Here is a 23,106-nt window from a genome sequence, read left to right as displayed (position 1 = left end):
CGCCCCTGACCCGGAATTCGTGGTGATGTACCGGAAGGGCATCCCAACATCAGGAAGGGCATCCCAACATCAAAGGTCGCCGCAATCGAAAGAGTAGCGAAACCCGTCCCCTACCACCTACGGATGCAAGTAGGGTTTTCTCGTGGCCGGGCCGCAATGAACCCATCTATGACGGAGACCATGTCCCATACATCTGGATTTTCCGGCGCGCCCCTGGTGTTGGTGAAGAGGAGGATTTGCAGAATGAGTATGGACCCACGCCCGCTGCAGTATTGGCTTTCCCCGCAGCTCTCGCAAGCTGGGCAGAGTGAAACAACCGTTCTGCGGGTGATGGCCAATAACTACTCCGCGCGCCGCGCCACTTACCTCATGATGGCCGGCTGGGGCAGTTGGCTCCTCGTCCTTGCCGTATTGCTGGCAGCAGCCAACCTTGCACCAGCACTGTGGGGTTCGCTTGCAGGAATAGGGCTGGCCCTTGGCGGCACAGCCCTCCTGCTCCGGAGTCATCACCTGAAAAATCCCTTGGCGTCCTACCGGCGCTGGGTATCCTCGCGTGCCCCGCGTACCGTCAACGGAGCCGTCACCGCACTAGCCCTGTTCATGATCTTCATGTGCGGCTTTATCCTGTTTTCGCTGTTCTACGGCGCCAGCCGCTCCATAACGGCCGGCGACGTTATTGGCTCCGTAATGGCCGGGCTGTTCATGGCCAATACGCTGCTCGTCCCCGCGTGGCACTCCGAACATGCCGGGGCGATCTTCAGACGGCACATCCAGAACAGCCCCGAAGCCCGCCGCCAGCTCGAAGACCTGGCATTACACGGAACGGACCCCAAAGGCCCGGAGAAGTTCGGTCCGCTGTAGAGAGCAGCACAGTGAAAAGCCCATAACCCGGGTGGAGCGGCGCTGCCACCTCAGGCGTCTGACGCCGACGTACGCTCCCGACAGCGCAACCAGGGTGAATATCACCAGCAGAACGTTTCGGCCCAAATTCCCCCGTCATCACCCGTCCGCAGCTATGAATCATAAGCAACTCCACCAGCCCCAGCCCATCGAAATGATCGCGATCCCGAACTGGACAGTTCAGACCGGGTTGCTGAAGGAGTGGAAGCTGCTGGGGGTAGTTCGGATACGCCCGTGGAAAGGACCCCGTCAAATCAACCGGGACATGGTGACGGGAATTCGCGCCAACAGGTTCGTCGAACGTAACCCGTCACGTACCGCCGACAGAACAACCGCCAGATAGTTGGGGTCGTGTCAGGGGACGTTCTTGTGTCACTTCATTGACTCAAGAGTTACTTCTTGCTTGCACAAGTCCACCCGAGTTAGTCGAAGCCGAGCTGTTGCGCAGGGCCCTGTATGCGGTCCACGAAAACTCTGCGAGCAAAATGTCGGGTGTACACCTGACAGTCTCTCAACCCTTGGGATAAGCGACGTCTCAACGACGGAAGGACCGTGACGATGGCAGTGCCCTAACTGTGGTGGAACCGTGCAAGTTCCTCCGCGGCCGGCGATTCTCTTATCTATGATTCCTAACCTTTGGGTAGATCGGGGCATTTGCCGTTAGTTATGAGACATCGGAGCATACGTGCAGGACTCCCCGCAGCGCACTCCAGCTATGTACCGCCGTGGTCTCAGCTTTCCTGCCACCGGTAGATGTGCTGGTAGACCTTCCGGCACTTTCCGCGTATGCCTACAGCGAAAGTTTGCCCGGTCGGCCGGGCGTTCGTGTGCGTCGTGCTCATTGGTTAATGGCATGTCGCCATAGGCGCGGCGAAGCCAGGCCAGGGCCTTCCTTGCAGAGGTGAAGTACGCGACCGGGCATGGCAGGGGCCGGTTCAGGGATGGGTGGTTAGGTGGTTTGTGAGGCCGGTGAGCAGGATGCTTAGTCCCTGGTCGAGTTCGGCGGCGCCGTCGTACTCGGCCAGGACCGGGCCCAGCGCGCGGAGGTGCGGAAAGTCCTTGGCTGGCAGGCGGTGGAGGCCAAGGCGCAGGATGGCTTCGCTTTCTTCCGGGTCCACGATGTATTCCTGGAGTTCGTTCAGGATGTGCCCGTAGAGGAATCCGTAGTACGCCCGGTAGACGTGGAGGGCTGTTGCCGGGGTGAAGCCGGCCTCGATCAGCAGCGCCAGGATCTGCTCCAGTGGGCGCAGTGTCCCCAGCGGGCGAAGGCCCAGAGGTGTGGACAGGGGCCGGGTGACCAGCAGTGGCACCACGTTGGGGTGCCGCAGGGCCAAAAGCCGGAGATCATGGGCGATCCTGCGCAGCTGCGCCTGCCAGTCGGGGTCATCGGGAAAGATGGCCAGTTCATCGAAGACCATTTCGGAGATCCCGTCCAGCAGGGCTGCCCGGTTGACCGCGTAGCGGTAAAGGCTCATGGGGTCGCGTTGTAGTTCCTGGCCCAGGCGGCGCATGGACAGGGCCTCCAGACCCTCCTTATCCACAAGCGCCAGCGCTGTGGAGAGCACGAGCTCCCTGCTCAGCCGCGCTTTCCGTGTCCCGGCTGGGTTGGTGGATTGATCGGGAAAGCCCATGTTGTATCCGTCCTGTCGCGGAGTCAGGTCCGCCCATCGGGACGATACCTAAGCTTGCTTATCAATTAGTCTACGGGTAAAGTCTACAGTGTAGAGAAGTTGTCGACATGGTTTCAGTAAAGGGATCAGGGTTTGCATGGCCGCCACGGTCGCTCACATCACCGTCTCAGGAGAACCATTGACTACGCACACCCACAACGAGCACTCCAGCACTGTCCGCAACGCCAACGACATCAAGATCTCGACCCGGACCCTTGAGTTCGCGGTCTATGTTGCGGCGGTCATCGCCACGATCATCACCGCAACAGTTGTCGGGGACGACGCCAGCGAAAACGGTGTCGACGTGTTCAACGCCAATGACGCAATGCAGTACATCACCTTCCTCACGGTTGGCCTGATGGTGGCCCGCGGCCTGGCGAAGGCCGGCAACCGGGTCAGCAACAACCACGCCTAACACGCGCTCTTCCGGCCCCCGCGCCGGGAACTGACTGATCCTGGCGCGGCCCCTAACGGTGCTGCGCCAGGAATGTCCTGTCTTACCCTTGTTTGGCCTGCCTGGGACGAAGAACCCGATACTTCCGGCAGTACCGCTTGGTGTCCCGTGCAAGGGCACCGGGTTTGAGGCCGCTGTAGCCGAACGGCGGATAATTTGCACCGTGTTTGAAAAGAGCCGTTCATGGCACATTCACAGTTCGACCAGTTCCTCCAGGAAGCTACCTACCGCGACCAGGATTCCGCCTCCACTCTTGATGCAGACTCCTTCTACGGCCTGTACACCAGCTGGTGCCACGTCTCCCACAGCACCCTGCGGACAGAGCACACCTTTTGGGCCGCAATGAAGCACCGCGTCAGGCCCGGACAGTGCCTTCGCATGAAGGGCCCAGCGGCGGCGGACTACATTCTGAACAGCTACCGGGCTGTCGTCTAACCCTGATGACCACAGCTACGAACAGTTACGTTCCCCGTGGCGTGCACCAGCCGCGCGGCCAACATCCCTGGTGCCCGACGTGCGACACCGACCAGCACCTTTCGGTAGAGTCGCCGGCGGTCCCAAGCCGGCAGGCAGACACCCTCGCGGTGGCCATCCACTGCTCGAAGTGCCGCCGGTCAAAGGTACTGGAAACCACGGCAGCACATGTCGCAGGCCTTGCCCAGGCGGTGCCGGTTTCGGGTGCAGCGGCACTAACCTCTCACAAGCCCCCGCCCTATCGGGCAGAAGGTATATCCAGATGACGAACGACAGCCACAGCACTGCACCCGGCCCCACTTCCGCTGACGGGCCAGAGACCCCCACCGCCGTCGAGGACCTCGATCTCACCCCACGCGGCCTCGCCGACGCACCCGCCCTACAGCAGGATCCCGACAGCCTCGTCCACACCGGAAACAGCTAGGCACCAGCCCCCCCAGCCGAGGCCAAATCAGGACTGGACCAGGTGCCGGGGGCGCGACTCATCAATCAACCACAGCGCATAATGACCGCGGAGCGCATCATGACCACTGCACGGACCTTCGAATCGATCGTCATCATTTTCAACCCCAACAGCACCGGCGACGCACCTACACTCGCCGAACAACTGCGGACAGAGCTCGGTGAGCTTCTCCCCTATGCTGCAGAGATCAGGCTTCAACCCACAGCTCATGCTGGCCATGCCGTCGAGTTGGCAAGGGATGCTGCCCGCACCGGTCGGGACGTGCTGGTCGTCTCGGTCAGCGGGGACGGGGGCTATAACGAAGTCGTCAACGGTGTGATGCAGGCGGCAAACCCGCACGCGGTATGCGCCGTCTTGGCTGCGGGCAACGCCAACGACCACAGCCGCATTATTGCCACCCAGCCCCTGGAGCGCGCCATCGCCGCAGGTGCCGTGCGAAAGATCGACCTCCTGCGCATCATCAAGGGCGCAACAGCAGACGCGCCCGCGGAGTACGCCCACTCCTACATCGGTTTCGGTCTGACCCCGGTCATGGCGATCGACCTGGAAAAGGGCAGCAAAGGCGCCCTGAAGGAAATGTTCTCCGTCATGCGCACCTTCTCCAAGTTCAAGCCGTTTGAAATCCGCCCGACAGAGGGCAAACGCCAGAAGTTCGACAGCCTTGTCTTCGCAAACATCGCCGAAATGGCCAAGTACGCAACCCTCAGCGAAGCCGACAACCAGATCTCGGACGGCAAATTCGAAGTCGTGATCTTCCCCCACAGGTCAAAGTTCCAGATCCTGCTGACGGCACTGCGCGCTGCCACCCAAGGCCTGGGACACCAGCCCAGCGTCAGCAGCTACGCCTTCACCACCCTCAAACCCATCCCGTATCAAATCGATGGAGAAGTGAAATCCGTTGAAGCGCACACCCGGGTCACCATCGAATCCGCCCCGGCTGCCCTCGCCACCTTGGGATAACGAACAAATCGAACCACCCCTTTAGGAATAGGACAACCGGTGCACGCCGCAACCGACCAACAACCAGATACTGAATCCATGCCTTACCGTCTGCTCGTGCCCGGGAGGGGCCCGCGGCTGACGCCCAGGATCGTCACCACCAGCTCCTTGACTTCCCATGTGCATACCCTGGCCGGCCGGTCGGGTTCATCGGGCCCGGTCTTTGTGCTGCTGCACGGCATCGGCATGTCCCACCGCTACTACCGGCGGCTTCAGGTCCTTCTGGCCCGTCACGGGAGCACCCATGCCATCGACTTGCCCGGTTTCGGTGGAACGCCCACACCGGACCGGCAGCTTTCAGTCGCCGACTACGCAGCCCACACCGCGGCGACACTGGAAAAGATGGGCGCCTCCCGCGTGGTGCTGATCGGGCACTCGATGGGCACCCAGTTCGCGACCGAACTCGCGGTTCAACGCCCCGATTTGGTCTCCCACCTCGTGCTCCTGGGACCGGTGGTGGACCCAACCCGGCGAACAGTCTTCCAGCAGAGCCTGTCCCTGGGTCTTGACTCGCTGCTAGAAAGCCCAGCCGGCAACGCCACAGTCTTTACCGACTATGCCCGCTCCGGCCTGCGCTGGTACCTCACCGAACTCCCCGTCATGATGACCTACGACCTTCAATCCAGGCTTGCCCTGGCGAATCAGCCCGCCCTGGTGATCCGCGGATCACGGGACCCTGTGGCGCCCCTGCTCTGGTGCCAAAAACTGGCAGCTACCGCCCCCGACGGGCGCTTCCTGGAAATACCGGGCAAACCCCATATCGTTCAACACGGCGGCGCCGCCGCGACAGCCGCAGGCATCCTGGCCCTAACCCGCCAGCAATGACGCTTAACCACGGGACTCACAGACCACTTCCGGATTTCGAGGAACTCCAGTGGCGGGAGAGGCGCCGTCATCCCCAACTGAAATGGTTCTTGGCAACCCCCATGTTTTCGAGGTAGGAGGACGGTCAGCGGCTAGGTCCGTGCGTCAATCTCCTTTTGGACGACTGCGGCGAGTGTCCGCAGGACCTGCTGATCGGATGGGGGGAAGGCCCGGGGCTTCTGGTCGATGACACATAGGGTCCCGATGTTCCAACCGCGGGGCCCGTGCAAGGGATAGCCGGCGTAGAAACGGATAAAAGGCTCCCCGGTTACGAGCGGGTTGGTGGCAAACCTCTCATCGGTCAGCGTGTCGTTGATGATCAGCATCGCGTTCCCTTCCACCGTTGCGGTGCAGAGCGCGACCGCCCGGGGAGCCTCCAGGAGGGGCCCGACGACGGACTTGAAGTACTGGGCGTCTTCGGCGATAAGTGACAACGACGCAGCGCCCACATTGAAGTACTTCCTGGCGGCACTAACTACCCGGTCAAAGACATCCTCAGCACCGCTATGAAGAAGATCCGATTCCCGCAGGGATTCCAAACGTTCCGCTTCTGCCCGTTCCGGGGTCAGCAGGAACCTGCCGACAGCTCCCAGCGCTGAAAGCGCGTGCTCTTCACTCATGTTTTGACGAGTAATGCGCCTCCCGGATGTGGTGCCCGCGTTTGAAGCCACTGTCGAAGCCCGCCGCCGTCCCGCTTTGAGCCCCGCGCCCGTCGTAGCACCACCACCGCGGTCGAACTTGGGCAGGGCCCGGGCACCATTGAAGTAAGCGTCCACCTCGAATGCTGACCACCGGGATCGACCGGACTGTGAAGGCCAAAGTATCCGGGGATCCAGACCGACCGCGGCAGCGAGCTCACGTCGCCGCTCAACCTCTTCATTCACGCGCTTCATGTCCACACCGGTCCACCTCCAACTACGTCGCGTACATGAGACCAAACCCCCGCAACTGCGTCAAAGCGCACTAATAAGGTTACTTACTACGTTGGCTTGAGGTAACCCTTCCGGCACGCAGGGAGGACATTGTGCTGCTGGGCGTACAAGTTCACGCCCACGACTGCGACAAAAAGTATCCCGGAATTTTCGCAATTCATCTCTGGGGCGGCTGTACAGAGGACATAAGAACCTGACGCAGGACAGCGTGTGCCCGAACCGCGCCAGACCAGCTGTCGAGCCGGCATAAAGGGCTGAGTCAGCCCCGGAAGTCGCGCTCAGAGGTGAGCCGGCAAAGACCAGGGTCCCGCAGCTACTCACAGGGTCAAGAGAAATTTTCGGCGCGGGACAGCCGGATATCCGCCTGTCTCCCGTCTCATCTACGGATCCTTTAGTAAGACGTCCAAGCAAATTCACCGATGATTTCAATGCCCGAGTTCCAGGCAGTTCCAAGGAGCACTGACCGTTGCAACAATATGTCTCACCTCGGCCATTCTCACCAAAAGGGAAAGTAGCCTTTGATGAACTATCGGGAGTCCGTTTGGGGCGTATTGGATATGCCAGGGTCAGCACCGCTGACCAGAACGCGGACCTGCAGCAGGCAGCGTTTAAGGTCGCAGGGGTGTCACCGGATCTTCACCGACATGGCGTGCGCAGATCAAAGGCCAGCCGGCCCGAGTTGGGAGAAGATGCTCGATAACCTGGTGGACGGTAACGAGTTCGTTGTCTGGAAGCTGGACTGCCTGGGGCGCAATACCCGATAAACTCTCCGTTGACGGGTCGGTGCTCGATCCACTCTCGCCCAAGCCTTGGGGCGCGTCCGATGGCCAAGTCATTGATCGCCAGGGGCTTCACTGGCTTGTCGGATACGAGCCCGCGACATGAGCGACGCCCAATTGCTTGCTCAGCTGGCGGGTGAGCGAAGACATGTTCTTCGAACAGTCGACGGCTTTGAGAACGATGCGATGCGTCCAATTTTAGTCCCGTCCGGCAGGACAATGACGCAGCTGCTCAACCACCTGGCCTTCGACGACGAGATGTTTTGGATTTCGGCCGTTCTCGGTGGTGATGACAGGGCAATTGCCGAACTTCACAACGGTTGGACGTCCGAACCGATGACCGGAGCCGAGGCCATCAACATCTACAAGCGTGAAATCACTCGAAGTGATGAGGTTCTTGCGATGCTCGATTTGGATGCCCCTCCCCGCTGGTGGCCTCCAGCCACCGTGTTCGACGCACCACCGATGTCCAATGGGCGTGAGGTCGTGTTTCGCGTGCTCACTGAGACTTCCGTCCACGCGGGCCACCTCGACATCGTTCGAGAGCTAATCGACGGACATCAGAATCTCGTAGTGGAATAGTCCCCGACCTCTGGACGCTTCAGACCGCAGCCCATTTGCCGCCGGGTCTGCCCACGCGGTCGAAGTTGTCGGGCCCTGGGCCGTGCCTGGTTCCCCTGAAGCTCGTGTCTTTCCTTAGTTCGACGAAGCTAAACAACGTCGACGTCGCCAGGTACGACCGCTAACACCCACGACTCCTAAACTTCTCTCTGGACCGATATAACAGCCATAGGTACTATACCTATAGTCTACTAAGGAGCTTGGCTATGGGTACCAGACCTGACGGCGTCACCCCGATCATTAATCAAGGACTCGCCCGGTACACCGGTGCCCTGTTCGTCGGTGTACTGGTTGTCCAGGGATACACCGCCTTCGTGGCTGATGGACGAGTAACAGCCGGCACGGCGCTGCTGCTCGCTGCGGTGGCCCTCTACATGGTGGTGTTCACGGTGAGGTATGGAACCGCATTGCGCCAACGCGCGTACGGGGCCTACTTCGCACATGCTGTCGCCTACCTGATCATCAACGGCAGTTTCTGGGTGCACGCCTGGATCCTGATGCTCAGTGGACGCGATGAGATATTGCAGCAGGGGTGGTCCGGTCCTCTGGTGTCGATGAGCGTGCTGTGGGGTGCCGGGCTTCTGGTGCACACGATCGGCGCCATGCTCAGCAGGGGCTACGAGCATGTCGAAGTCTGAGCCGGCAGCAGTCGGACCCGACCTTGAACTCTCTGACTATGAGCGCAAGGTCCTCGCTGCATGGACTGACACCCACAAAAAGAGCACACTGATGCTCTTCATCTTGCTTGCCCTATCCGAAGAACCGCGGTGGTCCGGACAGATCCACGACTTCATTACCGACCTCAGTGAAGCGCACCTGGCGGTGGACGAGCAGAGTCTGCACCGGGCCCTACGGCGGGTGGAAGGACTAAACCTCATCACCCATAGTCAGGAATCCGTGGCAGGCACCGGCGCCAAGCGCAAGATCTACGAGCTCACCGCCTCCGGTGAGCGGGTCCTGGCGAGCTACCTTCAGGGGCCGATGTTGTATGTGAACACCGAACTCTTCCGGGATTCAATCGCTGCCGCCTGCCACATCCAATCGAGCTGATTGATGAGGGCAGCAGTAGACTCCACACATGCTGAGACCAACCAGCGGAATCGTGAGGGCTTGGGAAGGATGCCTGGTCCTGAATGTTGAACCGCCGCCCAGGACGTTGGCTGAGGCCGTGGCATCGCCGGATGAAGAGCGGGGACTAAGCGAAATCCTGATGGAGACCGGCATCAATGCCGGCCCGGTGGACGTGGAATTTGAAGTTCTTGCCGCTGAACCAGCTGAGCCCAAAGAACCAGCTGAGCCGGCCGACGACGCCCAGGACCCAGCCGACCAGGACGTAGCGTCCCCTTGGGAAGACGTGTGGGAGGATCTCGACCTTATGCTGCCGGAAGGCAGGGCTTACCTTCACGGCCCCGGAGAAGCGGAGGTCCTCGAAGTCGGCACGATTGAGAAGCCGACGCTGTACCGTTTTCGGGTTTATGCCACCGGCCGGGACCTCATGAGGGACCTGGTCGCTACAGAAGTAGTTGAGCGGTACCTGGTGCAGGCCTGGGAAGCTGGATAAGCGTGGGCTCCGGGGATCCGTTTCCGGCCTGCCCGATGGAAGCATCCAAGCCCGTCTTCAGCGGGTCTGGCTATCTGGTCGGCTTCGGAGTGGCTGAATTCGGCATGCAGAACATCTTCCCGTCAGTCCAGAAGCCGCCGTTGATGCAATGGAGAGGCACATCCTTGTCATTGATGTGGAGCGTGGCATTCTTCATCCTGTCGTATTTCGAGTTATTGAAGGTAAGCTCCACGCTGCCATCAGGAGAGGTGCACCTGTATTCGACGGTCCAAGGGCTTACGTCCTCGCACCTGTTGAGCTTCTGCGTCATACCGTCGTTGTCGACGTACTCCCAGTCTTTGTCGCGATACTCGCCAATCTGGATTACAGAGTGCGGAACAGCCAGGGCATCTTCACGCGTGAACGGCCGCTCGTCGCAGGACGAGGCCGTCAGCGTGAGCATTGCCAGGGCGGCCAAGCCAGCTGTTGTGGCGCTGCGATGCAATCTCACCTGGGCACCCCCTCTTACTCGCCCAGCCCGGAGAGCCCGGGCAGCCACAATGCTAACCTGCCGCCGCTGGGATCTAGGCAGCGCCCCTGAGACGAGCATGGGGCGTACGCCGCGTCACCAGGGTCAGTGTTTCCTCGGCATGGGCACGGCTGGTCCTGGCCTACCCTTGTGTCCACGGGGGAATTACTGTGCTGAAGAAGAACGACCAGTGGGGTTCGCGGCTGTTTTACGGTGGCATGGTCGCCCTGATGCTCGCGGCCTTTATGTGGTTCGCCCGCAACAACCTGGTTGGGTCGTTGCCCTTTTTGGCGATCGCGGTGACCTACGCAGTCCTCGTGGTGCGCGTCGCCGCACACTCGTTCCGGGCGTTCACGGCGATGCTCTGGACGTTCCAGCTGAATTTCTGGACCTTGATCTCGATTGACGTCGAAGGGGTCCTGGACATACCAGCGGCGGGGCCTGGTTCATCGGGTTCCTCGTCGGCTGTACAGCCGGCGCGCCCGTATGGTCCAGTCCGCGTGCCGGGTCAGCACTAAAACAGTCCCGCCCGCGCAAGCCCGAAGCCGACGGCAGCTTCTCCGGAGGCTGGCGACTGGCGGTGATCAACGCCGCCTGCGCGCTGGTATTGCTCAGCATCGGAACTGCTCAACTGGTACTCCTGTCCCCGACGGCGCCTGCTGTTGCGGTGCTTATTGCTGCTGTTATTGCGGGCTGGGCTGTCTTCCGGTTCCCGCCTCCACTACAAATCAGGTACGCACTCATCATCCTGGGCCTGCCTGTTGTTTTCTTCGCGTTGATCTTCGTCGGCGGTGCCACCAACCAGATGGCTCTTCCCTATGCGTGGGCCTACGGAGCCCTGGCCGGCATTTTGATCGGCGGGCGGTACTGGAGCGGTCCCCGGTTCGGCGCTCCCCGTCCACCGTTCAACGGCCCCGGCTCGCGGCGACGGCGGCGGAAACGCCGACCACAGTCGAAGAGCGTGGCAAGAACGCGCTCAGCGACTTCCTGAAGAATCCCAAGACAAAGTCACTGAGTCCTGGGTGGAACACAGACAAGGCATTCGACCTCCGGCTCATCTCCGAATAAGAGAGATTGAGATGATTACAGACATAAACGCACTGACTATCGACATGCTCCGGTTTGCTCTCCTGCTGAGAGTCATTGACCTCCCCAATCTGGCTCAGAACTATGAGAGCCAAACGCTGAAGCTTCGATGGTCCGATCCCTCAAGCCAGGACGTTGAAGACACTCGTGAATGGGTCCGCCTGACGATCAAGGGAGGGGCCGGAGGACTCGGTGACATGTTCGTTCACCGGAGGGACGAAGGCACCTAGAACAGGCGTTGAACTAACACCGTCTGTGGGCCTCTTGTCATTTTCCTGGTGTACTTGCGCAGCAACTCATATCAGGGGCGCTTGAATGGTCCTGATGACGCCGTCGCCGAGGTTGGCGAGTGCGCGTCCTGGTATGCCACTCTGGGCAAGGTGTGTTCGGGTCAGGGATACGCCGATCTGTCCTCCCTGGAGAGTGGTTGTGGGGCTGAGTAGCGCTCCCCTGCGGTTGTTTTTCATGTCGATCTCCCAGCCGCTGAAGACACTGGCACCGAAGTCTTCGGCGCTTGCGGCTGCGATGAGCGCGCGTCGCGCCCCTCGGGCTGATCGGAGGTAGGTTCTGAGCCATTCGCGCGCACCCGGGTCCTGGACCAGTTCCGCGTCGTCGATGACCAAAGCCAGGCTTCCCGGCTCTGCCACGATGGCCGTGAGGTCCGCAGCGTCGAGAGTGAGTAGATCCAATACCGCCCGTGTGGCGGGCAACTGGGCTTGTTGCCGCAAGGGCGAGGCTTGGGATGCGATGATGACAAGCTCTGCTCCGTTCCGGCGAAAGGACTCCGCCGCCGCGAGAGCCATGGTGCTTCGTCCGCTCCCGGGTGTGCCGACGATGAGGAAGCTGGGCTGGCCGGATTGCAGGTCGATGCTGACAGGGTCCAAGTCGTCACCACCTACGCCGATCACGGCAGTTAGTGGCGACATGTGCCCTGTGCGGTTGGTCCATACTTCGTCGAAATGGATCCGGGTGGGCAAAGTCCGCAGCGCCAGTGGCCGGTGTAGGGCATTTTTGTTCGCGGTCAGCTCTTTTGCTTCGCGGGCGATGCTGTGGAGCGCTTGGCTTTGGGCTTGCCCTGCGGGGTTCGGTGCGAGCAGGGCGATTTGGGATTCGCTTCCGGTGTCGGCTGCGAATGCGCGACCGGCGGGAATGGTGTCCGGGAGCTTGCGGGGTTGCAGCCCGCCCATCGCATAGTCGCTGCGGTCGGAAAACTTCAGCATGAGTTTCCAGTCGACCAGCGAGGACATCCGCGGCGTGAGGAGCTGTTTATCGCCGGTGATGACACAGTGAACGCCGGCTGAGGGTCCTTCACGCAGAATCTTCAAGACTTTCTCAGCAAGAATGCTGGTTCCGCCATCGCCCAGAGTGGTCAGGAATCCATCCCATTGGTCAAAGAGCACAACAATGTGCGGCAACCGTTCCCCAGGGCCTGTGTTGGATCGTTGTTCAGTGAGATTCGAGAAGCCGACCTCCGCGAAGTCCCGTTGGCGGGCCGAAATCTGTGCCAAGAGGTGATCCAGGACCCGTTCGACGCGTTCGGGCTGCGCTCTGGTGGCCACCGCCCCGCAGTGTGGAAGACCGGTCAGCGCTACGAGGCTTCCATTGCCGAAGTCCAGGCCATAAATATGAACGTCGTCCACGGCAGCCGTTTGGGCGGTTGATCCTGCGATCGTGCGCAGGGCCTGAGAACGGCCGCTGCGCGCTGAGCCCGTGAGGTACAGGTGACCAAAATCCTGCAGGTCCAGCGTCAAGGGCCGCTGGCGCTGCTGGTTGGGTAGATCCTCCAGACCGAAAATGATTGGAGCGATCCATCCGGGTGGAGCATCATCGGGCCGGGCCGGCGCGGCGATATCAGCCAAAAGGATGTTCTCGGACAATGGTGGAAGCCACGGGGTGCTCTGGGGCTCAATCTGCAATTGCCGGGCCGCCTGGGCAATGCCCGCAACAAGGACCATGAGGTCCGTGGTTTCCTCCTGGTCGTTCTTCTCAGTCGTTGCCGCAGGTCGTTGCTGGCCCAGTTGCGACCAAGGCATTGGCACCACTACAGGTTCAGGTGCTATGGATGCATTGTGGCCCGGACGTCGCCCGCCGACTCTGGCTGTCTGCAAGGGGCGCAACACTTCAGCACCGGTCCTCGAGTACGCGCGTCCGGGTGTGGACTGGGAAATCTTCGCAGCATCCGGCGCGGCGAGAATGTCTACGCTGTCCGCAACGTCGCTGACGCGCAGGGCGATGCGCAGGTTGGTATTGGCACGGATGTCAGCGGTTATCGCCCCGCTCGGGCGCTGTGTCGCAAGTACAAGGTGGATGCCCAGGGAGCGGCCCCTTTGAGCGATGTTCACAATGCCGAAGATGAAGTCCGGCAGTTCCGTTTTCATGGCAGCGAACTCATCGACGACCAACACAAGCCGCGGCATTTTCGAAACAGCGGGATCCCGGTCTGAAATGATCGTGTAGTCCTCGATGTCTTTGGCTCCTACGGCTGCCAGCATGTGCTCGCGGCGGCGAAGCTCGGCCCCCAGGGACTCGATGGCCCGTTCCACCAGGTGTGCATCCAGGTCAGTGACTGTCCCGACGGTGTGCGGCAGAGCCACGCAGTCTTTGAATGCAGCACCGCCCTTGTAGTCGATCAGTACGAAGTTCAGGGAGTCCGGGGTGTTGACCAACGCCAGCGACGCCACCAGTGTCTGCAGGAACTCGGACTTGCCGGCCCCTGTGGTACCACCAATCAGGGCGTGCGGGCCGTCGCGGCGCAGATCAACGCTGAAGGGTCCGTCCGCGTCGAGGCCCAACAGCGCTTCCGTGCTTCGCGGCGAACGGGACCAACGTTCCACAACAGTTCCCACAATGTCCGGTTCGACCCCGGCAATCTCCATGAAGCTGGCGGAGACCGGGATCAGACCCTCGGCATCGTCCCCGGCGTCACGAAGCGGAGCAAGCCCACGTGCCACCCACTCCAGCCACGCGGCGCTGACCTGGTCCGCGCAGACCTCCTCACGATCGGGTTCACGCTGCTGCCGCAACGCCCATTGCCCGTCCGGGTTCATCCGGAAAACAGCGTTACATTCCTGGGGCAGCAGCCGTTCCTCGGTGTCCAGACATACTGTGTACACCCCGACCGCAGGTCCATCCTGCAACAGCTGGGCCAGCCCGGGGCGTCCCCGAAGATCCCATATACCGTCGATGAGCACCACCACATCAGGATCAGCGAATTCGATCCTGGAATCCGTACCTCGCACCCGATTCCGTTCTGCAATTATCGACGCGAGCTCGCCAAGACGCGCAGTGATGCTGACCGAATCCGAACCCACCAAGGCAAACGACCGCTCGGGCGTTGGTGACTGTGTGTGCGGCAGCCAGCGGACCCAGTCCCAGGCAGTGCGAGCATCAGATGCTGTGAGCAAGTACAACCGCACATCCCGTGGGCTTTGGGCGATAGCCAATTGCGCCATGACCCATGCTCCCGTCCGCCGTACGCTCTCCTGATCAGCGCACATGCCCATCACCCCGTGCCTGGGCAAAGCGACTGTGACCGGTACATCACGAGCATCCCAGGTGACCTGACGCTTGTGCTCGACCTGCGCGGGATCCTCCAGGACCACATCTGAGGGCATCGTGGCCACACCCAGCCGCACGGAGAGATGGTCAGGGTTCCTGCGTCTGCGCTCCCACAAACGCGTGCCCGGAGTCGTGGCAATCAGCCCGGCTGTCGCAGGATCCGGGCTGACCAGTCGTGCCTCCTTCTCATAAGCGACCAAGGCTTGTCGTGCGTCCGCCACAATGGTGCGTTTCGCGTTCCGGTAGGTCCGTAACCGATCCCGGTAGCTTTCCCTGCCGGCCCTTTTGGACTGGAAGTAACTGGTAATCATCAATACTGGAGACAACAACCCGAACAGCAGGTACATTGGCCTGGCCGTGGCAATGGCCAGGCCTGCTGAGACCGCCAAAGGAGCCAGCGCCATCATGATCGGAAGCGAGCGTTTGCTGTCTTCCTGGGGCTCACTCGGGAGCCGGAACTTCGTGCTTCGGGACGGTGGGAACAACCGCGGGGGCCGGTTGAAGTCCAGTTTCCCGGGATCGTCGGAAGCCTTCAGGGAAGCGCCCTGGACTGGATCGAGCGCGATAGCCAACAACATCGAGCCGACCCGAAGCAGTTCGCCGTCAGGCCAGCGCACTCTGTGCGGTACCGGCTCGGAATTCAGCATCAGCTCTACATCGGCGTGAGCTCTCTCAACCCACACGCCATCGGTTTGGACGTCGACGATGGCGGCCAGATAGGGCAACCCGTCACCCGTAAGCACCACCGAGCAATCAGCGCCAGCACCGATACTCAGCCGCCCGGTACCGACCACGTGCACCATCCCCGCATCACCGGCCACCACCAGGATTCGCGCAGCGCCGGAATCAGACAACGCAATGGCAGAGCTGACCGGCAGATCGGTAGCGGCACTAACAACCGCCCCATCCCGAACACCGGCCTCAGCCCATGCAACAGCAGTGTCCCCGGTTCGTGGGGCGGCCCAATTTCCAGCTGCTGCTCTCAATACCCGGGCGGCATCGGCATCGGGTTCCGCTTCCACGACTACATCCACTGCACGCGAACCTGAAGCGTCGACGACGGTGAACTGCGTATACAAACGAACCCCCAAAGAGTAACGGACAAGCGAAGCAAGCACGAAAGTCTACCGAAATGACAATGAAGCGACGTCCAGAACGATACCGGCCTCCCTCAAATCCAACGGCGCACCAAAGTACGGAACAATCGCTGCGGGTTCAGCCCTGTTGAGCCCTAGGTCTGCCTACGGTACCGACATGGAGGTAGGGACGCCGACAATTACGGATTGATCAGAATCTCTGTCGCAAGCGTCTCGGTGTCTCTTTTGCCATCGTCTACAGCAGGCTGTCCCTTTTGAGGCTTTGTCTGTATTTGGGTCTGGCTTGCATTGAGAGCCCTTAACGGGGCTTACAACCAGAAAATTGACAATCTTGCAGTACCAGAGGTCGATAAGAGTGCTTTTCCCTTCCTGACATTGTCATGACGTCATCGACGCATTTTTTCATTCCTCGAGATGTGACTGGCAACATCACGCAATGGTGCAGGTCCACGGAATTTCCCCTGGTGATCATCCGCTAGTGTCCAGGTAGATGAAGGATGCGATGACCAGCACCAGCACAGCCAAGACAGGGAAAGCACCGGACAGCACGATGACGGTAGTTGAGAGCGCGGGGCGTGGACTCTTCCTTGCCTTGGCTACGATTGCCAGAATAAGGGCCAGCAGAATCAACGGACCCCATATCAGGGCAGAATAGATAGGGTATCCAGATAGCCCAAGCAGCATCAGTATCGCCGCCTGTGGCCGCGCTGGAAACTCTGGCACCCTCGAAGCAGGCCACCAGATACGTTACCAACCCGGCCAGCCATGCAGCGGCCCGGACGCGGTAATGCCGTCCCGGGCCCCCGCCCGGGCACGTTTGTTGGCCTTGAGGGCAGCCATGTCATTGCCGGCCGGGTACCTCGGTAAGTTCGTCATTCGCTCCCCTTCTCGACTGCCGGACAGTGCCCGGCTCGTTGCCCGTCCGATTCCTCGTCGGGGCACGTCGGCTCGACGCCCGGGTTAACCTACTTGGCACTCTTAATGCCGCACGAGCACCAGTCAGGAAAAAGAATCATCCTGTGCTTCCTGAGTTCCGGCTGAAGGAGAGGACGTATCGCCTGTTTCACCGAGCGGAATTGTGTCTGTTGTTGTCTCTTTCGCCAAGGGGTCGAGTGTGCAATCACTCTGAACCGTGACATATGAGCGGGTCTTGCCGGGAGTGAACTGCACAACAATCCCGCTTGGAGTGGTGGCATTTACTTCTCGAGCCGTGGTGTTTCCACCCATATTGGTGAAGATGTTTCCAATGGTGTAGCCCTTGGCTTCCCAGTGCGACTTCATTTCGCGAATGGCCTTGTCTGAATCTTTTACTGGCCCGCCCTGCCCGCTCACGGTGTAGCGATTTCCGTCTTCCCCACCCTTGACCGCGCAAGCTCCGGCATTGTAGCCGGCAACGTTCCGGCGGTCCCACTTAGGGAAGGCTGCGCCGGAGTGCTGCACGATGTCGTCGACGGTGTCCAGGAAATCAGCGAAAACTACCTTGGCCGGGCGGGTTCCGCTGATGGGCTCTTCAATATTGTTGGTGGTCATGGTTCCTCCGGGCTGGCTATTTGTAGGAGCGCAGCCAGTCAGTACCAGGGCAGACACGATCGTAAACGCGGCGAGCACGCTCCATGCCCGTCGGGCGTAGGGGGTCATGCTGTGCTCGTCATGACCCGGCTGAACCAGAGGACGTATTGCCTGCTTCGCCTAGCGGGATCGTGTCTGTTGTTGTCTCTTTCGCCAGGGGGTCGAGGGTGCAATCACTCTTCACATTCACAAAGGAGCCAAAAGTGGACGCAGTAAATTGCACGGAAACACCACTGGGGGTCGTGGCGTTGATTTGGACACCCTTGCCGGCTGTGGTTTCGCTCTCGTCAAAAATGTTGCCAATTTTGTAGCCTTTGGCTTCCCAATGGGATTTCATGGCTTCGATCGCGGCTTTCGGGTCGCCGATCGCCCCGCCCTCTCCTTGCACCGAGTATCGGTGTCCGTCCTCCCTTGACGTGATTCCGCATGGTTCGGTGCTGTATCCAGCAGTCTTTTTCGGGTCCCATCCCGGAAACGTTGTTCCAGAGTGTTGGATGGTGTCATCGATCGCCTCGCGGAAGTCAATGAAGACTTCCTTAGCTGCCCTGGTTCCATTGACGGGTTCTTCATTGCCGTTGGTGGTCATGTTTCCTCCGGATGGGGTATTTGTGGGAGCGCAGCCAGTCAGCGCCAGTGCTGATGCGATGGTGAACGTGGCAAGCATCCGGCATGCCGGGCGGGTCGAGCGGGTCATGGTGGTTAGCCTTTGGTCAGGGTTGCGGGGTCTTGGTCCGATTCGTCAGGAAAAGTCCGCCAAGGGTCAATGTTCACACGGATCAAACTATCTTCGTCCGGAAGTACCGGGGCCCATTCTTGTTTTAGGGGGACCAGTTTTGGAATCTGGTCTCCGTGTCCGGTGGAAGCCAAGGCAATGTTATGAGCGGACTGTGTTCCCAGGTCGAGATAACCGTGATCCGTGGTGGTAACAAACACCCCGAATGTTTCTGATGAACCCTTCGCTCCATGGCCGGTGACCATTTTGTATGCCTGCCCCGTCACCGGGTCGTAACCGCCTTCGGATGAGAAGTTATGGCCACCGAAGTCAGGATCTGACGGGCTAACTCTCATCCACTCATCTTGTTGCATCTGTTGGCCCAAAGCTTGGCTCCCGCCAATGCCAAGGTAGGGTGCCACCCGGTCGTTCGAGGCTTGGGTCACGTAGACCGCTGGTTGGTGATCCGGCCCTGACTTTACATGCAAAGCGGATGCGTTTGGCACGGCGTGGGGGTCGATTCCTGCAGATCCAAACATCGTAACCGTGTCAATGTTGAAGTGTGTCTTCGTCAGCGCGTAAGAGGCGGTTGTTGTCCCGTAGGAGTGTGCCACAACGTTCACTTTCGGCAGGCCAGCGGTACTGCCGTTCCGGGTGGTGTGAAATCCATCCAGCGCAGCAGCCAGACGGTCCCCACCTGCCAGAGCTTTGTACGGAGTCAACACTTCCGGACTTAGCGGCATCGCCGGCGTGTCATACCCAACCCATGACACGACTGCCGTCGTCGTACCCCTCTGGCCACGAAGAACCAGTGCTTGCCGCTGTTCATCAAAAAGGTCTTGCGCGGAACCGGTCCAGGATTCCAGTCCGTCGTCGACGGTAGTGCCCATTCCGGGGATGTTCCAGGTGACGTTGCCTGCTGTGTCCATATCCCCGATGGCCAGTGCTGCCAAGGGCTTGCCGTTGTTCAGTTCGAAGGTGATAACCGTTCGATTTGCGATTGGATTCCCCGCCAAGTCCCGCTTGGGTTCCAGCTGCTTCTTGATGGTGTCGAGGGTCTTCTTTGTGGCGTCGGTGGTGTTCGGGTCGTTGTAGATGGCGTCGATGTTGGTGCTGTTTGCTTTGGCTCTATCGGAGTAGGGAACGCCGTTAAGGTTGCCGATGATGCCTGGCACAGCAGCGATGAGCGCGGCTTTACTTGCCTGAGGCAGTGATGCCCACCAGTTGGCGGCAGCCAGGACATCTTCGCCAACGGGGGCAGGGATGGAGTTCCTGGCTGCGTCCGGATTCCAGACGCCGTAGAGGGCCAACTGGGCAGGCGTCAACGAGGCCAGCAAGGAGAGGTATTCTGCCCGGGCGTCTACGTCCCCGGTGTTGACTTTGTCCCTGAGGCTGTTCAGCTGCTTCAGCTGCGGGTCTTTCCCCGGGTTCAGCAGAGCCGTCAGAGCACCGCTTCCGACGGGAACGCTGCCGTCGAGATGGGCCTGTTGAGCTGCGTCCGAGGGTGCCGGAACATGAAGGGCTTCGGCTAACCGGTTTCCCTCGTTCTTGTAGCGGGCTCTGAGGTCGTCGGCCTGGCGCTGGATTTCGGCCAGGGATTGGTTGGCGCTGGCGAGAATGCCATGTCCCCGACGCCGGTCCATTTCCCACAGTTCCTGCAGGGGGTTGGGGCGGGCAGGGGCGTCATTGAACAACGATGGGGGTGCCTGGACACGTAACAAGGCGACCCCTTGGGCCTGCTCCAGTTGCGCTTGTTCGGCCTGGACGCGCAATCGGTCTGCCTCTGCCTGGAAATCTTCCAGGCTTGAGGCCCAGGAAAGATAGACATTGGCGTTAGTTTCACAAGCGCCTTGATAGATGCCGATCAGAGCAGCGTCGCGATGCAGCAGAGTCCGGACAGCCTCTACCGTGGAACCGGCACCTTCGACCGTGGCACTTTGGAGAACAACACGGGCATCTCCAAGCCGTCCGGCATTCTGTCCCCAAGCCCGTGCCGCCTCCTGCATGTCCTGAACGTTCCCCGGTGCCGGATCAGCCCCACCCAGCACGGACCAGTCTCCTGGCCTGCCCATCAGGGCTTCCCGCCTGCGAGTGCGCCCGTAAGTGCCTCGTCGACGCGACCAAATTCTTGTCCTGCCGCGATGCATTGTTTGCCGTCGATGGTTACCGCTTCGGTCAGCGGGCCGATGGCCGACTGCCATGCAGTAGCAGTCTCCTGGCCTTTGGCTACGAGTCGGCTGTAGCCGGCATCGCCGACGCTGATACGACTGGCATCCCCAAGGAACCCGCTTGCCTGTGCCAGTACCCCGCCGGCAGCATCGAGCGCCGTGCTGCTGATTTTCAGAGAACCCATTCCGCCCCCACATCAATCCATCCGTCGTGTTGCTGAATACGGCCTTCGCCCCTTTGGCCCTGCCACGAGGAATCATTCAGGCGCAGCCTCGGGAGCCAGCCGGTTCCTGTCTTGGTACCACCGTCCAGGCAAACTCCGGGGCGGAGGACTTCAGGCCCCGGCACTGATGTGTCGGGGCCTGACTCGCTTCGAATGCTACCGGCCGATCTGGCTGGCCAGTTGCTCGTCGGTGCCGCGCAGAGTCTCAGCCGCGTGGTGGAGGTACCGGGAAAGACCATCAAGGCCGCCAATGGTCTGCTGTGCTCCCTGGGTGAACAGCTGGTATTCGGCTTCATAGGCCTTCGAGGACCGATCAGTCACATAACCGCTCGCGACCAAGGCTTGGATCTGCTTCTGAAGCTCGCCCAGCTTCGCCTCGAGATCCATTTTGCCTGTTTCCAGACCTTTCGCGGCAGCTTCGAGTTCATCAAAGGTGACATTAAGGTTCGCCATGACTGAATTCCTTGATTTATGAGGGAAAAGCCTATTACAACATCGACTTTATAAACTGTTGGTGCGGTGAGCAAGCCGAGGCCGAGATCTTCTCGCATATGAGACTTCTTTGGGACGTGGCACCGCCCTATGTCGTTACACTCGAAAGGATTCCCTCTCCCTGTCCTCGAATAGAAAGTGTTGTTGTGCCTGAAGGCCTCGTTGCTGCGTCACTGCCTCGCCGTGCTGCGTCCTATATCATTGACTTGGCCATTTTCGCTGTTCCCGCCTGCCCGGCTGTTCTGCTGCTGATCCCCGCGGGCTTTACGCCTGTGCCGGGACCGGGAATCCTTGGACTCGTCACGATCACAGTGATCGGCGCAGTGTACGGGCTGGTTCTCTCAACCATGCTCGCAAGGACCGGCCAATCCATTGGAGGCCGCCTCCTGGGACTGCGGGTCCTCGCCGAGGACGCCGCAACGCCCGTAAACCGCGGCCGGACACTCAAACGTGGCCTCGCGTCCCTGGGCGGGTTGCTGCTTGCCGCCGTCGGGCCACTGATCTTCGTGTTGGAGTTCCGGAAAAGGCACAGCGATCAGGACACCTGGCTCCATAAGCTGGGCGAATCAACAGTCATAGACATCAATAGAGGCACGGATCCTCTCAACCCTTCACCCACTTATTACTCGCAAGTGGTCGAGGACTGGGTCAAGGCCGGAACTGCCGCGCATATTACTCAGGTCTTCCCTCCACAGCTTCCGGTCTGGTCAGAGAATGCACAACCTTCAAGTGTTGCCATCCCGGAGCCGTCCCCGCCCCAGCCCGAGTCTCGACCATCGAGCGCGCTCCCCCGTCGGCCGAGGTGGCTGGTGCCGGTTGTCCAGGGCATCGTGTCGGCCATCGTCATCGGTGCGCTCTCCATCAGCTCTGCCTGGGGCGTTGCGTTCCTGCAACCCTTGGAGCGCCCGACCCGACCCAACCAATTCAGCGCCGCAAATCTCGCCCTCATCAAACCTCCGCTCACAGCAGGCACGGGCACTGGTTTCCCCGGATACCCGGAGGGACCCGTCTGGCGCAAACCTCTCAGCGCTTCAGCGCAGGTCACAGCCGCGCAGGCCGGCACGTTCATCTTCGACAACCGATCGCTGACCATTCTGGACAACGCCACCGGTACCGTCCTCAGCGAGCAGTCAGTCGATGGTGAGGTCTTGTTTGCCCAGGAAACACAAATCAGCGATGAGCCCGGCATGGTCTGGCGCATCGGCGACACTCTTCACGGCTGGATGCCGAGCCTTGGCAAGGCCCCTGCGATCGCGGCAAAAATACCCGCTGATGCGGCAATATCCACAGCCGGGACTGATTTGCTGATCACAACGGGTGACGGGAAACTATCGACTCTTACCAAAGCCGGGCTTGTCGCATTGACGGCCATCGAGGGAAAGACTGCACTTGGCGTGGACGGGGACAAACTCCTCAGCGCCAAATTCTCAGGTTCACTGACCCTGAGCAGTCCTGACGCTAAAACGCGTCAGGACGTACCACTGAATGCCCCGGAAGAGAACCAGAACGTCATGAAATGGGTGACCGCCGGTCACGGATTGGCTGTGATTCTGTGGTCGGTCTTCCCTGAGAGCCGCGACCCGCAGAATCCAGTGACGGTGGCGGTGTACCGCGAAAGCACGGGTGAACTTCTTTCCAGCATGGAGATCAGTTACTCAAGGGTCGAAGAAGATCCTGTCTGGGTCCGGGGAAACGGGTTCGTGTGGGCTGCTTTCGCTGGCTATGCATATAATCAATCGACTGGATTACCAGTATTGGATCTCAAGGCCCAAGGCATCAAACGATCCGGCATTCTCGCCGACGGTGCCCTGGGGGCCAACGATGAGGGCCCTGTGTTCATCCAGCAAAACAAGGTAACTCCCTACAACGGGGTCACACCTCTGGCCATCACCCCCAGCGGGGCGATTGTCAAAACCAGAGACAACGAAATACAAGTATTCGCTGCCAGGTGACAGGGCTGCGCCGCAGGACTGAC

The 23,106-nt window shown here is 60.4% G+C and carries 24 protein-coding genes and 1 pseudogene; 15 read left to right on the top strand and 10 right to left on the bottom strand.

The window, feature by feature from the left end; all coding sequences use genetic code 11:
- Positions 1-243: 243 nt before the first annotated feature.
- Positions 244-861: a hypothetical protein gene (locus NXY83_RS04155; protein WP_258804832.1), complete on the top strand. Its 618-nt coding sequence runs from the start codon at positions 244-246 to the stop codon at positions 859-861.
- A gap of 974 nt (positions 862-1,835) precedes the next feature.
- Here the strand turns inward: NXY83_RS04155 and NXY83_RS04150 are convergent.
- Complete coding sequence (locus NXY83_RS04150; protein WP_258804831.1) at positions 1,836-2,531, bottom strand: TetR/AcrR family transcriptional regulator C-terminal domain-containing protein; 696 nt, start codon at positions 2,529-2,531, stop codon at positions 1,836-1,838.
- A 178-nt stretch (positions 2,532-2,709) separates the two neighbouring features.
- On the opposite strand from NXY83_RS04150, the gene NXY83_RS04145 reads away from it, so the two are divergent.
- From NXY83_RS04145 to NXY83_RS04125, 5 genes are all read left to right on the top strand, one after another.
- Positions 2,710-2,985, top strand: a complete 276-nt coding sequence (locus NXY83_RS04145) for a hypothetical protein (protein ID WP_258804830.1) — start codon at positions 2,710-2,712, stop codon at positions 2,983-2,985.
- A 222-nt stretch (positions 2,986-3,207) separates the two neighbouring features.
- Positions 3,208-3,459 (top strand): hypothetical protein, encoded by a 252-nt coding sequence (locus tag NXY83_RS04140; protein ID WP_258804829.1) that lies wholly within the window; start codon positions 3,208-3,210, stop codon positions 3,457-3,459.
- A 301-nt stretch (positions 3,460-3,760) separates the two neighbouring features.
- Complete coding sequence (locus NXY83_RS04135; RefSeq protein ID WP_258804828.1) at positions 3,761-3,922, top strand: hypothetical protein; 162 nt, start codon at positions 3,761-3,763, stop codon at positions 3,920-3,922.
- 99 nt (positions 3,923-4,021) lie between these two features.
- Complete coding sequence (locus tag NXY83_RS04130) at positions 4,022-4,921, top strand: diacylglycerol/lipid kinase family protein (RefSeq protein ID WP_258804827.1); 900 nt, start codon at positions 4,022-4,024, stop codon at positions 4,919-4,921.
- Between the two features lie 78 nt (positions 4,922-4,999).
- On the top strand, positions 5,000-5,785 hold the full coding sequence (locus tag NXY83_RS04125) for an alpha/beta fold hydrolase (RefSeq protein WP_258804826.1): 786 nt from the start codon (positions 5,000-5,002) through the stop codon (positions 5,783-5,785).
- Positions 5,786-5,916: 131 nt separating this feature from the next.
- On the opposite strand, the gene NXY83_RS04120 is transcribed toward NXY83_RS04125, so the two are convergent.
- Complete coding sequence (locus NXY83_RS04120; protein ID WP_258804825.1) at positions 5,917-6,444, bottom strand: GAF domain-containing protein; 528 nt, start codon at positions 6,442-6,444, stop codon at positions 5,917-5,919.
- A 1,071-nt stretch (positions 6,445-7,515) separates the two neighbouring features.
- Here NXY83_RS04120 and NXY83_RS04115 point away from each other — a divergent pair.
- The 5 genes and pseudogenes from NXY83_RS04115 to NXY83_RS04095 all read left to right on the top strand — a co-directional run.
- Positions 7,516-7,641: pseudogene (locus NXY83_RS04115) on the top strand (VOC family protein); the annotation flags it as partial.
- Positions 7,638-8,117: a DinB family protein gene (locus NXY83_RS04110; protein ID WP_258804824.1), complete on the top strand. Its 480-nt coding sequence runs from the start codon at positions 7,638-7,640 to the stop codon at positions 8,115-8,117. The pseudogene NXY83_RS04115 and the gene NXY83_RS04110, both read left to right, overlap by 4 nt.
- 245 nt (positions 8,118-8,362) lie before the next feature.
- A complete protein-coding gene (locus NXY83_RS04105) occupies positions 8,363-8,794 on the top strand; it encodes a hypothetical protein (protein WP_258804823.1) in 432 nt (143 codons plus the stop codon).
- On the top strand, positions 8,781-9,206 hold the full coding sequence (locus tag NXY83_RS04100; protein WP_258804822.1) for a PadR family transcriptional regulator: 426 nt from the start codon (positions 8,781-8,783) through the stop codon (positions 9,204-9,206). The genes NXY83_RS04105 and NXY83_RS04100 overlap by 14 nt, the downstream gene beginning before the upstream one ends.
- A gap of 28 nt (positions 9,207-9,234) precedes the next feature.
- Complete coding sequence (locus NXY83_RS04095; protein ID WP_258804821.1) at positions 9,235-9,717, top strand: hypothetical protein; 483 nt, start codon at positions 9,235-9,237, stop codon at positions 9,715-9,717.
- A 70-nt stretch (positions 9,718-9,787) separates the two neighbouring features.
- Here the strand turns inward: NXY83_RS04095 and NXY83_RS04090 are convergent, their stop codons facing one another.
- The gene (locus tag NXY83_RS04090) at positions 9,788-10,174 is read right to left on the bottom strand and encodes a hypothetical protein (protein ID WP_258804820.1); all 387 of its coding nucleotides are present in this window, start codon (positions 10,172-10,174) and stop codon (positions 9,788-9,790) included.
- Between the two features lie 221 nt (positions 10,175-10,395).
- Here NXY83_RS04090 and NXY83_RS04085 point away from each other — a divergent pair, with 221 nt between their 5' ends.
- The 3 genes from NXY83_RS04085 (at position 10,396) to NXY83_RS04075 (ending at position 11,541) form a co-directional block, all read left to right on the top strand.
- Complete coding sequence (locus NXY83_RS04085; RefSeq protein WP_258804819.1) at positions 10,396-10,743, top strand: hypothetical protein; 348 nt, start codon at positions 10,396-10,398, stop codon at positions 10,741-10,743.
- Positions 10,744-10,805: 62 nt separating this feature from the next.
- Positions 10,806-11,216 carry a hypothetical protein gene (locus NXY83_RS04080; protein WP_258804818.1) on the top strand — a complete coding sequence of 137 codons (411 nt, stop codon included), beginning with the start codon at positions 10,806-10,808 and terminating at the stop codon, positions 11,214-11,216.
- A gap of 88 nt (positions 11,217-11,304) precedes the next feature.
- Positions 11,305-11,541 (top strand): hypothetical protein, encoded by a 237-nt coding sequence (locus NXY83_RS04075; protein ID WP_258804817.1) that lies wholly within the window; start codon positions 11,305-11,307, stop codon positions 11,539-11,541.
- A gap of 66 nt (positions 11,542-11,607) precedes the next feature.
- Here NXY83_RS04075 and NXY83_RS04070 read toward each other — a convergent pair whose 3' ends face one another.
- The 7 genes from NXY83_RS04070 to NXY83_RS04040 all read right to left on the bottom strand — a co-directional run bounded on the left by NXY83_RS04070 (position 11,608) and on the right by NXY83_RS04040 (position 21,092).
- Positions 11,608-15,723 (bottom strand): FtsK/SpoIIIE domain-containing protein, encoded by a 4,116-nt coding sequence (locus tag NXY83_RS04070; protein WP_258804816.1) that lies wholly within the window; start codon positions 15,721-15,723, stop codon positions 11,608-11,610.
- A gap of 990 nt (positions 15,724-16,713) precedes the next feature.
- Positions 16,714-16,842: a hypothetical protein gene (locus NXY83_RS04065; RefSeq protein WP_258804815.1), complete on the bottom strand. Its 129-nt coding sequence runs from the start codon at positions 16,840-16,842 to the stop codon at positions 16,714-16,716.
- A gap of 123 nt (positions 16,843-16,965) precedes the next feature.
- Complete coding sequence (locus tag NXY83_RS04060) at positions 16,966-17,496, bottom strand: hypothetical protein (protein ID WP_258804814.1); 531 nt, start codon at positions 17,494-17,496, stop codon at positions 16,966-16,968.
- A 118-nt stretch (positions 17,497-17,614) separates the two neighbouring features.
- Entirely contained in the window at positions 17,615-18,229 is a 615-nt protein-coding gene (locus NXY83_RS04055) for a hypothetical protein (protein ID WP_258804813.1), read from the bottom strand.
- A gap of 5 nt (positions 18,230-18,234) precedes the next feature.
- Complete coding sequence (locus NXY83_RS04050) at positions 18,235-20,319, bottom strand: alpha/beta hydrolase (protein ID WP_258804812.1); 2,085 nt, start codon at positions 20,317-20,319, stop codon at positions 18,235-18,237.
- Entirely contained in the window at positions 20,319-20,600 is a 282-nt protein-coding gene (locus NXY83_RS04045) for a hypothetical protein (protein ID WP_258804811.1), read from the bottom strand. The genes NXY83_RS04050 and NXY83_RS04045 overlap by 1 nt, the downstream gene beginning before the upstream one ends.
- A 195-nt stretch (positions 20,601-20,795) precedes the next feature.
- Positions 20,796-21,092 (bottom strand): WXG100 family type VII secretion target, encoded by a 297-nt coding sequence (locus NXY83_RS04040; protein WP_258804810.1) that lies wholly within the window; start codon positions 21,090-21,092, stop codon positions 20,796-20,798.
- 185 nt (positions 21,093-21,277) lie between these two features.
- On the opposite strand from NXY83_RS04040, the gene NXY83_RS04035 reads away from it, so the two are divergent.
- Entirely contained in the window at positions 21,278-23,083 is a 1,806-nt protein-coding gene (locus NXY83_RS04035; protein ID WP_258804809.1) for an RDD family protein, read from the top strand.
- Positions 23,084-23,106 lie beyond the last annotated feature (23 nt).

This window comes from Pseudarthrobacter sp. NS4 (assembly GCF_024758005.1).
In the GTDB taxonomy this organism is placed as follows: Bacteria; Actinomycetota; Actinomycetes; order Actinomycetales; family Micrococcaceae; genus Arthrobacter.
The sequence above is the reverse complement of the archived record's forward strand: the minus strand, read 5'-3'. Positions and strand labels throughout refer to the sequence as shown.

What these genes read in the sequence shown, in the direction of transcription:
- NXY83_RS04155 (WP_258804832.1), top strand. Translation starts at nt 244, where the DNA reads ATGAGTATGGACCCACGCCCGCTGCAGTATTGGCTTTCCCCGCAGCTC.
- NXY83_RS04150 (WP_258804831.1), bottom strand. Translation starts at nt 2,531, where the DNA reads ATGGGCTTTCCCGATCAATCCACCAACCCAGCCGGGACACGGAAAGCG.
- NXY83_RS04140 (WP_258804829.1), top strand. Translation starts at nt 3,208, where the DNA reads ATGGCACATTCACAGTTCGACCAGTTCCTCCAGGAAGCTACCTACCGC.
- NXY83_RS04135 (WP_258804828.1), top strand. Translation starts at nt 3,761, where the DNA reads ATGACGAACGACAGCCACAGCACTGCACCCGGCCCCACTTCCGCTGAC.
- NXY83_RS04130 (WP_258804827.1), top strand. Translation starts at nt 4,022, where the DNA reads ATGACCACTGCACGGACCTTCGAATCGATCGTCATCATTTTCAACCCC.
- NXY83_RS04125 (WP_258804826.1), top strand. Translation starts at nt 5,000, where the DNA reads ATGCCTTACCGTCTGCTCGTGCCCGGGAGGGGCCCGCGGCTGACGCCC.
- NXY83_RS04120 (WP_258804825.1), bottom strand. Translation starts at nt 6,444, where the DNA reads ATGAGTGAAGAGCACGCGCTTTCAGCGCTGGGAGCTGTCGGCAGGTTC.
- NXY83_RS04110 (WP_258804824.1), top strand. Translation starts at nt 7,638, where the DNA reads ATGAGCGACGCCCAATTGCTTGCTCAGCTGGCGGGTGAGCGAAGACAT.
- NXY83_RS04105 (WP_258804823.1), top strand. Translation starts at nt 8,363, where the DNA reads ATGGGTACCAGACCTGACGGCGTCACCCCGATCATTAATCAAGGACTC.
- NXY83_RS04100 (WP_258804822.1), top strand. Translation starts at nt 8,781, where the DNA reads ATGTCGAAGTCTGAGCCGGCAGCAGTCGGACCCGACCTTGAACTCTCT.
- NXY83_RS04095 (WP_258804821.1), top strand. Translation starts at nt 9,235, where the DNA reads ATGCTGAGACCAACCAGCGGAATCGTGAGGGCTTGGGAAGGATGCCTG.
- NXY83_RS04075 (WP_258804817.1), top strand. Translation starts at nt 11,305, where the DNA reads ATGATTACAGACATAAACGCACTGACTATCGACATGCTCCGGTTTGCT.
- NXY83_RS04065 (WP_258804815.1), bottom strand. Translation starts at nt 16,842, where the DNA reads ATGACGAACTTACCGAGGTACCCGGCCGGCAATGACATGGCTGCCCTC.
- NXY83_RS04060 (WP_258804814.1), bottom strand. Translation starts at nt 17,496, where the DNA reads ATGACCACCAACAATATTGAAGAGCCCATCAGCGGAACCCGCCCGGCC.
- NXY83_RS04055 (WP_258804813.1), bottom strand. Translation starts at nt 18,229, where the DNA reads ATGACCCGCTCGACCCGCCCGGCATGCCGGATGCTTGCCACGTTCACC.
- NXY83_RS04050 (WP_258804812.1), bottom strand. Translation starts at nt 20,319, where the DNA reads ATGGGCAGGCCAGGAGACTGGTCCGTGCTGGGTGGGGCTGATCCGGCA.
- NXY83_RS04045 (WP_258804811.1), bottom strand. Translation starts at nt 20,600, where the DNA reads ATGGGTTCTCTGAAAATCAGCAGCACGGCGCTCGATGCTGCCGGCGGG.
- NXY83_RS04040 (WP_258804810.1), bottom strand. Translation starts at nt 21,092, where the DNA reads ATGGCGAACCTTAATGTCACCTTTGATGAACTCGAAGCTGCCGCGAAA.